The 13,377-nt window shown below is 47.4% G+C and carries 13 protein-coding genes; 1 reads left to right on the forward strand and 12 read right to left on the reverse strand.

Going from position 1 to position 13,377, the window contains the following annotated elements; genetic code table 11:
* Positions 1 to 111 precede the first annotated feature (111 nt).
* Positions 112 to 1,491, reverse strand: a complete 1,380-nt coding sequence (locus tag C400_RS0121595) for a class I SAM-dependent rRNA methyltransferase (RefSeq protein WP_016821602.1) — start codon at positions 1,489 to 1,491, stop codon at positions 112 to 114.
* Between the two features lie 297 nt (positions 1,492 to 1,788).
* Between C400_RS0121595 and C400_RS0121600 the strand changes: the two genes are divergently transcribed.
* Positions 1,789 to 2,811: a Na/Pi cotransporter family protein gene (locus C400_RS0121600; protein WP_017428167.1), complete on the forward strand. Its 1,023-nt coding sequence runs from the start codon at positions 1,789 to 1,791 to the stop codon at positions 2,809 to 2,811.
* Here C400_RS0121600 and C400_RS0121605 read toward each other — a convergent pair.
* The 11 genes from C400_RS0121605 to dcuS all read right to left on the reverse strand — a co-directional run bounded on the left by C400_RS0121605 (position 2,801) and on the right by dcuS (position 13,351).
* On the reverse strand, positions 2,801 to 3,235 hold the full coding sequence (locus C400_RS0121605) for an NUDIX hydrolase (RefSeq protein WP_017428168.1): 435 nt from the start codon (positions 3,233 to 3,235) through the stop codon (positions 2,801 to 2,803). The genes C400_RS0121600 and C400_RS0121605 overlap by 11 nt on opposite strands.
* A 103-nt stretch (positions 3,236 to 3,338) precedes the next feature.
* Positions 3,339 to 4,682, reverse strand: coding sequence for a tRNA (N(6)-L-threonylcarbamoyladenosine(37)-C(2))-methylthiotransferase MtaB (gene mtaB, locus C400_RS0121610; RefSeq protein ID WP_016821605.1), 1,344 nt, complete (start codon positions 4,680 to 4,682; stop codon positions 3,339 to 3,341).
* Between the two features lies 1 nt (position 4,683).
* Entirely contained in the window at positions 4,684 to 5,448 is a 765-nt protein-coding gene (locus tag C400_RS0121615; RefSeq protein WP_017428169.1) for a 16S rRNA (uracil(1498)-N(3))-methyltransferase, read from the reverse strand.
* 159 nt (positions 5,449 to 5,607) lie between these two features.
* Entirely contained in the window at positions 5,608 to 6,300 is a 693-nt protein-coding gene (locus C400_RS0121620) for a site-2 protease family protein (protein WP_016821607.1), read from the reverse strand.
* Positions 6,301 to 6,302: 2 nt separating this feature from the next.
* A complete protein-coding gene (gene prmA, locus C400_RS0121625) occupies positions 6,303 to 7,268 on the reverse strand; it encodes a 50S ribosomal protein L11 methyltransferase (RefSeq protein WP_017428170.1) in 966 nt (321 codons plus the stop codon).
* A 231-nt stretch (positions 7,269 to 7,499) separates the two neighbouring features.
* On the reverse strand, positions 7,500 to 7,685 hold the full coding sequence (locus C400_RS0121630; protein WP_016821609.1) for a YfhD family protein: 186 nt from the start codon (positions 7,683 to 7,685) through the stop codon (positions 7,500 to 7,502).
* Positions 7,686 to 7,709: 24 nt separating this feature from the next.
* The gene (locus C400_RS0121635) at positions 7,710 to 8,084 is read right to left on the reverse strand and encodes a hypothetical protein (protein WP_016821610.1); all 375 of its coding nucleotides are present in this window, start codon (positions 8,082 to 8,084) and stop codon (positions 7,710 to 7,712) included.
* Positions 8,085 to 8,269: 185 nt separating this feature from the next.
* Positions 8,270 to 9,466, reverse strand: coding sequence for an NAD(P)-dependent malic enzyme (locus C400_RS0121640; protein ID WP_016821611.1), 1,197 nt, complete (start codon positions 9,464 to 9,466; stop codon positions 8,270 to 8,272).
* A 62-nt stretch (positions 9,467 to 9,528) separates the two neighbouring features.
* Complete coding sequence (locus C400_RS0121645; RefSeq protein WP_017428172.1) at positions 9,529 to 10,875, reverse strand: 2-hydroxycarboxylate transporter family protein; 1,347 nt, start codon at positions 10,873 to 10,875, stop codon at positions 9,529 to 9,531.
* A 120-nt stretch (positions 10,876 to 10,995) separates the two neighbouring features.
* Positions 10,996 to 11,703: a two-component system response regulator DcuR gene (gene dcuR / locus C400_RS0121650; protein ID WP_017428173.1), complete on the reverse strand. Its 708-nt coding sequence runs from the start codon at positions 11,701 to 11,703 to the stop codon at positions 10,996 to 10,998.
* Positions 11,696 to 13,351 (reverse strand): DcuS/MalK family sensor histidine kinase, encoded by a 1,656-nt coding sequence (dcuS, locus tag C400_RS0121655; protein ID WP_081338579.1) that lies wholly within the window; start codon positions 13,349 to 13,351, stop codon positions 11,696 to 11,698. Before dcuS ends, dcuR begins: the two co-directional genes overlap by 8 nt.
* Between the last annotated feature and the right edge of the window lie 26 nt (positions 13,352 to 13,377).

Genomic DNA, 13,377 nt, shown 5'->3' on the forward strand with positions numbered 1-13,377 from the left:
GGCTTGGTGCAAGCCTTCTCTACAGGACTGATGTATACTAAAAATGAGTTTGTTTTCACCTATTTATCTTTATCGCCTAATAGTAGATTAACTTTGACAAGGGTATGGAATCTACAGCTGTGTCCGGCTGCGCACCTCAAAAATGGCAAATTTCAAATAATGACCTTCCTCCACACCCAAAATTTGGGGATGGTCCTTCCCTGCCGCTCTCCAATCTACCAGTCGGAGGATTTTGCCAGCATCTGCAGCCGCTTCCTTAATCGTGTCCAAAAACAGCTCCGGCCGCATATGGAACGAACAACTCGCCGTTACCAAATAACCGCCCTCATTGACGAGCTTCATTCCGTGAAGGTTGATATCTTTATATCCACGTGTAGCTCCTTTGACAGCACTCTTCGTTTTGGCAAAAGCCGGCGGATCCAGAATAACTACGTCAAAGGTACGTCCGCCACCCGCAGTCAGCGGCTTAGATGTATCTCCTTTGCCGCCCGCTCGCGCGGTGCGTTCCTCTACACCTTTAACCTGATTACGTAAATATTGAAAAGCATCGTCGACGACAAACTCGACGCGATCCTCAAAACCGTTCAGCTTCACATTATCCCGAGCACTTTCAATCGCATGTTCAGAAATATCAAGACAAGTTACTTTTTTCGCACCATGTTTACACGCATTGAGTGTAAAGCTACCAGTATGTGAAAAACATTCCAATACAGTTGCACCGTCCCAGAATGGGAATTCAACAACCTTACCACTTTTATTCACAGGCTTTATGACCGTTGTGCCGTCATCCCCTGGGTTTGCAGCTACTTCTTGCAACGTAATTCCGCTACGCGCTCCCCAACCTGTCATCAACGGCGCGATGGCCGCACGATTTTCACGCTGGTCAAAGAAATACCCGGTCTTTTGTCCCTCTTCGATATCGACCTTGATTTGTAAGCCATTTTCCGTCACCACCACATGGCGCGGGCAATCGCCGTACAAAGGACCCTTCGTCTGTTCCAACCCTTCCAGCTCACGGATGGATACATCACTACGCTCATATATACCAACTGGTCCCATTACTTCAACAAGTGCATCTCTGATTTCTTCCCTGCGCCGATCCATGCCAAGCGTTAACAGCTGAACGACCAATACATCACCAAAACGGTCTACAATCAGCCCAGGCAAAAAATCAGCCTCGCCGTACACCAAACGATAAGCGTTTCCTCCGGTCACAAAGCGTTCGCGGTGCTCCAAGCAATTGCGGAAACGTTGGGCAAAGAAGCTTTGGTCCATCACTTCTAGCGGCTCATAGGACATCACACGCACTGTAATTTGTGAAGCAGGATTATAGTAACCTGTCGCCAAATAACGCCCCTGATGGTTCAGGATGCTGACCAAATCACCGGCTTCTGGATCACCCTCAATCTTGGCTATTTCATTTTTAAACACCCAAGGGTGTGCTTGCTCCAGCCTTTTTTTACGGCTACGCTCTAATATTACTGAAGGCAAAATCCTTCACTCCTATTCTTGGATTACTCAAAGTGTTAAAACATTTTGTTCGATAGGGGCGCGGCTCCGCCGATTCATTTGGTCTTACGATCGCTGGCGCTTCTCCAGCTTCAAATGAACCGCTTCGCTACTGCCCGCCTGTATGTCGACGTCACGCTTTAAAAGCTTGTGAAGATACTACAAAATGTTCGTTCCATAAAAAACTGCTCGGCCATGCTTGTCATGGCTGTCCTAGGTAGATCATAGGCTGTTACATAAGTATTCTCATTTTCACCTAGAAAAGGGGGGGCTAAAGCCGTGTTTATACATGTAATATTGCCGCTGTGCGGTGGGCTGCTTATTTTTTTAGGTGGAATGAAGCTGATGGAAGCTGCCCTCCGGCATTTGGCCGGCCCCTTCCTTACTCGCTGGCTAAACCGGGCTACGGTTTCCCCTTGGCGGGGTATGTTGTTTAGCTCAGGCATTACCGCCCTACTGCAAAGCAGCACCGCCGTAACGGTGCTGACGATCGGACTGGTCAATGCCGGGCTGTTGACCTACGGCCGCACGCTCGGCATCATTCTTGGCACCAATATCGGCACCTGCCTGACGACCGAGCTGATGGGCCTCCAGCTCGGCAAGCTGGCTGCTCCACTGCTATGTGGATCACTGCTATGCTGGGGCACTGCTGTTCTGTGGGGGGAAACGGTCGCTGGCCGTCAGTATGCAGCTGCCGGAGCTTCAGCCACCTCCAATGGGCTTAGCCGCCCACAGGCTGTACAATTTATCAGCCTCGTCTTTGCCGGATTTTCGCTGATTCTCGCAGGTATCCGCGTGATGCAAGCCGTTGGCCCCTGGATTGAGCAAGCCGGACTATTCCGCTGGTTTCTTGATCATGCTGCAGCCAACATGTGGTGGGCCTTCGCTGCTGGAGCCTGCCTAACCGCACTGGTTCACAGCAGCGCAGCTGTCATTGGTATGGCGATTAGCCTGGCTGCTGCGGGTGCCCTGCCAGTTGATGTAGGGATCGCCATGGTCATCGGCTCCAATGTGGGCACCTGCGTGACTGCCCTGATTGCCGCTGTTGGCGGCAGCGTGTCCGGCAAATTTGTGGCCTGGTCCCACGTGCTGCTGAACGTAGGCGGGGCATTGCTCTTTATGCCGTTAATCCCCGGGCTGGATATGGCCGCTTCTTGGATATCTACTGAGCCCGGAGCCAAGGTAGCGCATGCCCAAACCCTGTTTAACGTCATCAGTTCTCTGCTTGCCTTGCCCCTCTGCTATTTACCTGCATGGACTCGTATAGAGGAGCAAGTGTCTTCCCATAGGATTAAACGTTAACTCCTAGCATAGACAGCGCCTTGCTCAGAATGACATCATTGTTGTCATATCCACCCTGACGCTGGAGACGCCATGCTTCTTCGGGCGTATGCCACGCGACGCCTTTGATTTCTTCTATCTGTGCCTGCAAATTCCCATCCAGTGCCTCTACGAGATAATAATGAACTTCCTTGTCCACTTCCCCATATTCAGGGTGCTGGTACGTATAAGCAATCATATCCACATGCTGAATAATCCGCCCGTTCAGCCCTGTTTCCTCACGAATTTCACGTAGAGCTGTTTGTTCGATTGTTTCACCTGGTTCCATTTTGCCTTTAGCCAAAGATATCTTGCCATATCGGTCAGTAATCAGCTGAATTTCAAGTTGCTCCTCCTGTTTGCGGAACACTACGCCACCTGCGGAAATTTCCTTTTTTGCTGCCATCCTGTAATCTCCTTTCCTTGCGCAACAAGGATTCCGTCCTCTCTGTAGGGAAAGGCGAAATCCTTGTTGGCCATCGCTATTGCCTGTTCAGGCTCTTTTTATTTTACAAAGCTGTTTGCAGCCCGTTCTCCAATACGCGGACCAATTGGCCTTCACTTTCATTAACGCCCGCCTTCGTCAGCTTCACGCGGCACACCTTGCCAACTAGATCCTTATTACCTTCAAACACCAGTTGAATGTAATTGTCACTATAACCATAAAGTATACCGCTATCTTCCGTCCCTTTAGGGGCTACTTCAGGAATAACCTCCAGCACCTGACCAACAAACTTTTCAGCATATGCCAGCTGCATTTGCTCTGACAATGCAATCAGGTCACGCACACGCGCATTTTTCACGTCCTCGTCCACCTGATCCTCCATACGTGCCGCAGGCGTGCCAGTACGCTTGGAATACGGAAACACGTGCATTTCCGAGAAGCCGATTTTTTTCATCAGCTCATAGCCATTACGGAACATTTCGTCCGTTTCTCCAGGGAAGCCGACAATTACGTCTGTTGTAATTGCTACATCTGGCATCGCTTTACGAATCATGAGCATTTTGTTATAAAACTCTTCTGTCGTGTACTTGCGGCGCATCCGTTTCAGCACGGTATCGTCCCCTGCTTGAAGCGGTATGTGGAAATGGCGAACCAGCTTATTGGAGCGTTTCAGTACATCCAGCATTTTTTCATCAATCTGACTGGCTTCAATCGAGCTGATACGGATACGTTCCAGCCCTTCCACTTTCTCCAGATCCCACAGCAGATCGGACAGGTCATAATTATCCATATCGTCGCCATAACCACCAGTATGGATACCCGTGAGTACGATTTCCTTGTAGCCTGCGTGCACCAGTTGACGCGCCTGTGTAATAATGCTCGCGGCATCACGGCTGCGGGATAAGCCCCGCGACCACGGGATAATGCAGAAGGTACAGAAGTTATTGCAGCCATCCTGAATTTTTAGAAACGCACGGGTATGATGAGCAAAATCAGGCACATCCATTTCCTCAAACACACGGGTCTTCATTATATTACGCACAGCGTTTACAGGTTGACGCGACTCTTGGATCTCCTTCACAAACGGAATAATCTTATCTCGATCCTGCGTACCAATAACAAGATCAACACCTGGAATATCCATAATTTCGGCCGGAGAAGTTTGAGCGTAACAGCCCGTCACTGCCACAATGGCATCTGGATTTCGGCGAATCGCACGACGAATGATCTGACGGCTCTTCTTATCACCGGTATTCGTAACCGTACATGTATTAATTAAATAGACATCAGCAGTCTGCTCGTCAAAATCCACCTGCTCATAACCTTCTTTTTTGAACAGCTGCCAGATCGCTTCTGTATCATAAAAGTTTACTTTACAACCTAATGTGTAAAATGCCACTGATGGCATATTAAACCCCTCCCATTTCTCCTGTCTCATATAAAATGCATGCCAATGCAACCATACCTGCGGTTTCCGCACGTAAAATACGTCTTCCCAGTCCTGTAGACTGTGCCCCGGCCTGCTCAGCCTCTAGGCTTTCCGCTTCAGTAAAGCCGCCTTCCGGGCCCACCACCACCAGCACACGCGGCTTGTCTGTGGACACCCATTGTCCTGCGAAAGGCTGGATTACATCCCGTAGCTGCCGCCCCTGCTCTTTTTCATAACAATAACATATCAAATCATACCCAGCAAAAGAAGCCAGAAGTTCTTTCCACGTCAGGGGTGCGCTAATTTCCGGAATCCGATTGCGATGGCTTTGCTCAGCCGCTTCCTTCACAATCTTGCGCCAACGCTCCAGTCGCTTGCCTTCCTTTTTGGCATCATACTGTACGACCGTACGCTCGGATAAAAACGGTACGAACCCGGTGGCTCCGATTTCCGTACATTTTTGCATCACCGTCTCCATCTTGTCCCCTTTAGGAAGACTCTGCGCGATGGTGATCTGAACATGCGGTTCAGAGGTCATCTCCAGCGGTTCGATAATCGTCGCCTTCACATGGTCCTGCTCAATCGTATCCAATGCAGCTAGCGCTTCCCTGGATACCCCGTCACTGACTATAATTTTGTCACCACTACGGCCTCGCATGACTTTGGCGATATGTCGCGCGTCCTCACCCGTAACAATTGCGTGATCTTCTAGAAATTGCTCTGCCGGAATAAAATAACGCTGCATTCTCTCACACCTATTCTAAAAATAACTATTATCCACTAACGTTCCGTACAAAATCCGATGAAATCACCAAGCACCATCATATCATCTTTTGCGCCTGTATGACCAGTCTGTTCCCTTTTCCGTTTATGTTATACCAATTCTCGTAAAAAAAAGGAGCCCTTAGGCTCCAAACAATCCGGTAATGTAAAAAGAGAACTGTAAAAACTGTATATAAATCATCTGAGACAGCGTGTAAAGAGGTTCAATCGTTACAGCTCGTACTTGCGGAATTACCAGTATAAGCAGAAAAATAAAGATCGACCATTGCTCAAAGTGCTGAAGCTTGCGGCGCACAGGAGTCGGAGCCACGTCCTCCACAATCCGGTAGCCATCGAGTGGAGGCAGTGGGATCAGATTAAAGATAAACAAAAACAAATTTAAATTGATTAGCGCATTGATAAACAAATAGATTGCCTGAGCCACCCGCTGGTTCTCCATTCCCGGCAATACCTGAAAATGAAGAAGCACAGCATAGATCAGTGTAGTCACAAATGCAAGCAGCAGATTGCTCAGCGGACCAGCAGCCGATACAATAATGCCCATAAGGCGCGGGCGGCTAAAATTGTCACGATTGACCGGGACTGGCTTGGCCCAGCCAAAGCCTCCGATCAACAGTAACAGCGTACCCAGCAGATCAATATGCACTGCCGGATTTAAAGTCACGCGCCCCAGTAGCTTGGCCGTAGGATCACCAAATTTATTGGCATAATACGCATGCGCAAATTCATGCACCGTAAACGATATGATCACAGCCAACAAGTAAAATGGAAGGACATTTAAATTTACACGAAAAATACTTTGTAAAAAATCCATGCTTACCTCTTTCTCGCCACAAACGCCAGCCAATCTTCATCCCGGTTGATTTCGGTAATCTCAAAGCCAGCTGCTTTCAATGCGGTTTCGACAGCCTCTTCTTTGTTCTTCCAAATTCCTGATGCAATATAAATACCGCCTGGCTGCAGGGCATTATATACATCATCAATGAACAGCAAAATGATCTCAGCTAAAATATTAGCTACCACCAGCTTGACTGGCAGTTGAATACCCAGCGTTGGATCGCTTGCATTAAGCACGGAGAGCAAATCGCTTTCTTTAATGGTGATGCGCTCCTCCAGTTCGTTCAAACGCGTATTTTCACGCGCACTGGATACCGCTACCGGGTCAAGATCCAAGGCAAGTACATGCTTTGCTCCCAGCTTGACCGCTCCAATCGCTAAGATACCGGAGCCCGTACCAACATCAATCACTTCTTCTCCACCCTGAATCACGGATTCCAGCGTTCTCAGACAAAGGGACGTCGTCGGATGTGTTCCAGTGCCGAAGGCCATACCCGGATCAAGCTCAATAATTTTTTCATCTTCACTCGCAGGCTCATACTCTTCCCAAGTCGGTTTGATGGTCAAACGATCCGATACACGTAAAGACTTAAAATATTGCTTCCAGGCATTAGCCCAATCATCCTCGTTGACCGTTTTCAGCTCATACTGAACCTCGCCAGGGTCAATATCAAAAGTTCTCAATTGTTCAACCCGCGGCTCAATTTGTGCACGCACGCTGTCCATGTCTACTTCTTCGGCAAAATAGCCCTTGATGATCGCTTGTCCTTCAGGAATGTCGTTCAAAGGACGATCGTACCATTGTCCATAAGACGTGTCCCGGGGCTTATTAAGCGAACCGGATTCTTCAATGGAAACCCCTCCCGCACCTGCTTCGTGCAGAAAATTCGAAATCATTTCGACGGCTTCTTCACTTGTATGTATTGTAATTTCATTCCACAACATGGTTTACATTTCCTCCTCATTTCACATGCATACATTACATTGTACTATATACTCGCATAGGAGTTCAAAAAAGCCAGTATGACAAAGACAATATTAGATTATAATGCTAGTTATTGTTACACCTATCATCTGGTATAAGTCCACTAATGAATAGAACAAAGGAGAAACATAAATAAGACGGGCTATCCCACAAATCACCTTTAATAGGTGGGATACCCGCCTTATTGTATTCTACTCGTTGTCGTTTATGATCCGTTGCTGACGGCGGTCAGCTACTTCACTACGTCGGATCGCTTCCAGATCCTCAGCATCTGCCTGCTCTGCGGAGAACTCAACATCTTCGTTTTTGGCAGATTGCATGCGTTTGATTTTCTCGGTTTTGGTCAGCACTTTATCGAACCGTTTGTTTTTAGACATCGGCCACTGCTCCTTCCAAACTTGTCACAGCATTCCACCCGCTTGTTCCACAATCGACATCGCCTGATGATGAATGGATTCGTCCACCACCGCAGTCAACAAAATATCGCGGCCTGTCGGTCCACCTTGTCCTCCATCACTCATGCCACTGGCAGCAGGATCAGCCGCAGCCAATATCGCTGGAGAAGCATCTGTAAAATCCACGCCCTGTGTGAGTGAGGACAAGCTGCTAATCTGTCCCGAAAACACAGGCAATCCGGCGTTGCCTGTAGACTGCCGCGGATACCGGCTAAAACGATCTATCGACATATCCGTTACCCGGAGAGCTTCCAGTTTTCTCGCGGCTCCCTGTGCTTCCTCAGGACTTTTGAAATACGCCAAAATATTTTTTTCGCCCATCCCAAAATCTCCCTGTGTAGTATTGAGCGCAACTCGTGTTTGAGAACATAGATCGTTACGCTTTGTTATATCCTGCTCATTGGCAAGACTTTATATTCTCCACGAAAGCTTAACGGATACAGACATTGCATTGTCATGAACAGCAGGGCAAGACGGTGAACTAAAGTTTGTGAAGAACATAACTTTTACGGACGTAAAGTAGCAGCCGGAGCTTCACCTGACATGGCTACTCCTGTCTCCCAGGCTGCGTGAATAACAGCATCCCGTACCTTTTGCACCACCTTTGGATTAAAAACATCCGGTATGATATAAGTTTCACTTAGCTCCTCAGGGCAAATTGCATCAGCGATGGCAAGCCCGGCAGCCAGTTTCATCTCCTCGTTAATCGTCTTCGCATGGCAATCCAGAGCGCCCCGGAAAATTCCCGGAAAGCACAACACGTTATTAATCTGATTAGGAAAATCGGAGCGACCGGTAGCAAGCACACGAACATAAGGTGAAGCTATTGCCGGATCAATTTCTGGCTTCGGATTCGCCATGGCGAACACTATAGGATCAGTTGCCATGCTCTGTATGTCTTCCACAGTCAGTATATCTGGACCCGACACACCGATGAACACATCAGCTCCCACAATTACCTCAGATAAGCTTCCACTTAGATTATGCGGGTTAGTCATGTTCGCATACTCTGTCCAATGCGGGTTACTGTATTCCACATTGCGGTGAATGGCTCCTTGCCGATCGACCCCAATCAGATTGCGTACTCCTGCCTTGAGCAGCATGCGCGAGCAAGCCATACCCGCCGCACCGATACCGGCAAAAACTACTTTGACATCTTCCATTTTTTTGCCGCATACCTTTAATGCATTGACCAAACCCGCTAATACCACGACTGCCGTACCATGCTGATCATCATGAAATACTGGAATGTCGAGTTCCTGCTTCAACCGTCTCTCGATCTCAAAACAGCGTGGTGAAGATATATCTTCCAAGTTAATGCCGCCAAAGGCAGGAGCGATCATTTTGACAATTTGAACAATCTCATCAGGGTCCTTCGTATTGAGACAGATTGGGAATGCGTCGACACCTGCAAATTGTTTGAACAGTACTGCCTTCCCCTCCATCACAGGCATAGCTGCCTCCGGCCCGATATCTCCTAATCCAAGTACCGCTGTTCCATCTGAAACGACTGCTACTGTATTTTTTTTGATCGTTAATTGAAACGCTTTGGCTGGATCATTGGCAATTTCCATGCAAATTTGAGCCACACCTGGCGTATAAACTTTGGACAACCCCTCCATCGTTTCAATTCGCTTCTTGGGTAAGGTCTCCATTTTGCCACCTTCGTGTAATTCTCTGATTTCATCTCTTAAACTGCCCATATATTTCTCCACCCTTTCATGACTGTATATGATATGAATTTTATAGCTTGGTCTAAAACTCATCAGCTCCATAATTGTAGTAACAAGGTGGCTAAAATGACGGTGCCTGCTCCACCAATCCGTGTTGCAATTTGGGCAAAAGGCATCAGTTCCATCCGATTGGATGCAGACAGAATGGCTACATCGCCCGTGCCCCCCAATCCGCCGCGACAACTGGTCACCAAGGCAGCTTCTACGGGATACATATGAATCCATTTTCCTGTGAAGTATCCAGTAACAATCAATGCAACCACTACAGATGCACAGGTGATCGCATAAGGAACCGTTAGAATCCCAACTACACTATCTAATGGCACATACAAAATGCCTAACCCCACCATCAAGGGCCACGTCAAACTAGCGGTTATACATTTGTACAAATGAAAAGCTCCCTGCTCCAATGTGTTCGGCATGATCTGAATGCACTTTATTAATGCGGCCGCCAGAATCATGAGAATCGGCCCTGGAATATGGAGATACGGCTCTAGCAGCTTACCCACAATAAAGAAAGTACAGGCCAACAGCAGACCACCACCCATTAATGGAAAAGAAACGGATTGCCCCAAATTTACCGGAGCTAACTTGTCTTCGTCCTTTTCTAGTTTTAACAACCTTCCGTTACCAGAAGTTTTTGGTTTTTTCTCCGCTAATCTCTTCAAGACGCCTGCACCTATAATTGCAACAATGTTACCGATAATGGCAGCCGGGATAAACTGGGATACGAATTCCGCAGAATCCTTGCCCAGTACCATTCCATACGAAATGGACAACGGTAAAATACCTTCTCCAATCCCACCGGAAATAATCGGAATGATGATGAAAAAAAATGTATGATAAGCACTGTAGCCAAAAGCCATACCCACCACCATACCGACAGCAACAGCAGCAATAGATCCTATGATAATGGGGGCAAAAATTTTGACAATTCCATTCATCAGCATTTTGCGATCCATGCCAAGAATGCTTCCTGTTACTAGACATGCGATGTAAAAATAAAGAAAATTTGAGGTTTTCATAAGCGTGTGCACAGCCCCCATTGCAGATGGACTGAACATATTCCAAAATACCATTAACGATGGAACCATAAGGGATAAAATGGCTGGCCCGCCTATATGTTTGAGCAGTGGAAGTTTGGCCCCTAGATCACTGAGCAGTATACCTAAAATCATGATGACGGCAAACCCGCCCAATAGATCGTTCGGAAGTCTTTCTGTAATTGCAGCCGCATAAACAATTAGCGCAATCACGGCATATAGTGGAAGAGGAATAACTCCCACCTTTATCCTGCCCAGCATCCTAAACCCATCTACAGTATTTTTACTCCATCTTTGCCCCTTTTGCATGACAGGCTGGTTCGTAGCATTTTCCATAAATCTCCCTCCATAAAGTGAAGAATGATGATCATGTTCCCATTCTACACCTTGGAAAACGCTTTATTTGGTTTTAAAACTAAGAACTAACTTTAGTAACTAAAGTAATCAGAAATAGGGCTAAATATAACTATTCATGATTCCTTCTGCCTGCGGCAACACCCGGTATTGGTAAACAGGACGTCCAATGGTACCATATATAGTTTCCATAGAAAGCACTTCAATCTCTGTCATAAAAGCCAGATACTTGCGCATAGACACCCTGGAGATCCCTGCACTCTCCGCAATATCCTCGGTGGAAAACAGAACCTTATGATGCTGCTGGATACAATTCCATATCATAGCCAGCGTGGATTTCGTTATCCCCTTAGGCAACCGTGCCAAGTCTTTAGTCAAGCTTTTATGATAAATCAGTCGGTCCAGCTCCTCCTGCGACAGTAGACTACGCTCACGAACAATACTAATGTGCTCTCGGTACCCGGTAAGGGCCTCTAAAAAACGGTTAAAGTGGAAAGGCTTGATTAAATAATCCACCGCGCCAAAGTTCATCGCTTTTTTGATGCTGCTCATGTCACTTGCAGCTGAGATGACAATAACATCCACATTTACCCCAGCCTCCCGTATAAATGACAGTAAATCGAGGCCATTACTTTCTTGCATATACACATCCAGCAATATCAGATCAATGGCTTGTTCAGCTATATATTTCTTAGCCTCTTCCACCGAAGAAGCCCAACCACCACATAGGAAACCCTCTACCTGCTCCGTATATTTGCGGTTGAATTCCGCAACCATCGGATCATCTTCTACAATCAGGACATTAATCATGTTCATCATTCCCCGCTATAATGTATGGAATCTTAATCTGAAAACAGCACCCCTGCTCGACTGGGATCAACTTTACACTACCTTGTAGCCTTTTCACGCTTTGCGACACTAGGTAAAGTCCCATCCCTCGCGACTCTCCCTTGGTCGAAAAACCTTTTTCAAAAATGGCCTTCCCAAGGCCCTCCGGTATACCTGGACCATTGTCGCACATGATACAGGTCAGACAGCCATTTTTCTGGTTTTCTTCATAATAAAGTGAAAGGGTAATCCGCTTGTGCTCCAGAGATTCCATCGCCTCCACTGCATTATCAAACAGATTGCCAAGAATAGTAATCAGTTCATGAGTCGTTTGAGTTTGACTGGATTCAGGCAAGTAACTACCCGGAGTCAGTTCAAAATTTACCCCTGCCTCTCTGGCCCGGCTTAATTTCCCTAACACAAACCCCGCCATCACTGGGTCCTTAAGCTGCCGAGTAATGGAGCCAATCTCTACTTGATGATGCTCGACAGCATCCATAATATAGTGCTCCAGTTTATCATACATTCGCAAATGCACCATCCCCATAATGACATGCAACTTGTTCATAAATTCATGAGCCTGCGCGCGTAGTGCTTCCGTGTACAGAGAAACTCCTGTCAAACGTTCAGCAAGCTGTTTCATCTCCGTCTTATCCCGAAAGGTTACAATGGCTCCGACAATTTTTCCTTTGACCCGTATCGGAACACTGGTGGTCAGCAAGGTGATCCCACCCAGCTCCATTTCCTCATCCATCAGTGGAGTGCTTACTTCCAAGACCTCTTGTAATCGGAAAGCAGATAAATACACAGTAATTTCCTGTCCAGAGAATGAGAAATCTTCAATCCCCGCTTGCCTCAGTAGACGGATCGCTTCTGCATTCATCAGCATGATACGACCGCATTCATCCACCGCAATGACGCCTTCCTTGATGGACTGTAACATCGCGCTGCGTTCCTCCAGCAAACGTGCGATTTCCGGCGGCTCCAGACCGACCAGCATATTTTTGATTTTACGAGCCAGCACAACCGCTCCTCCTGTGCCAATCAACATTCCGATCCCAATGGCGATAGCAATAAGACGGGTGTTGCCTTCCTGGGCCCGCTGTACATCCTGCATGGATATACCGACAACAATCGCACCTACCTGTTTTCCCGTCACACTAAACACGGGGGAGAAGGCCCGCATGGACATGCCCAATGTCCCCTTTGCAACGGACACGCTCTCCTGACCATGAAGTGCAGTATACTCGTCCCCTCCGACAAAGGCTTTGCCGATCTTCCTAGCATCCGGGTGGGTTTTACGAATTCCCTTCATATCCATAACCACGACAAATTGGATATGATTCGCCGTTGAGACCTTCTTCACATACTCCTGCATGGAAGGAGAAGAACCTGTCTGTTGCAATTGCTCAATAATAAGCGGTGTATGGGCGAGTGTACGCGCAATGGACATTGCCTTTTCCTCGAGCCCCTTCTCCGTTTCATGCTCAACTCTCTCGGCAAATAACAGTGTTACTGGCAGGAGCACAAGTGCCATAACCAGACATACGAGCAGCGTTATTAGACCTCTAAGCTTTAATAGCGGCTTACCTCGACGCAGACTTGTCCGTATTTTTTCGATGGAACTCACCCCTTTCTAGTTGATAGAAGCTCAAT

This window comes from Paenibacillus sp. ICGEB2008 (assembly GCF_000307675.1).
In the GTDB taxonomy this organism is placed as follows: Bacteria; Bacillota; Bacilli; order Paenibacillales; family Paenibacillaceae; genus Paenibacillus; species Paenibacillus polymyxa.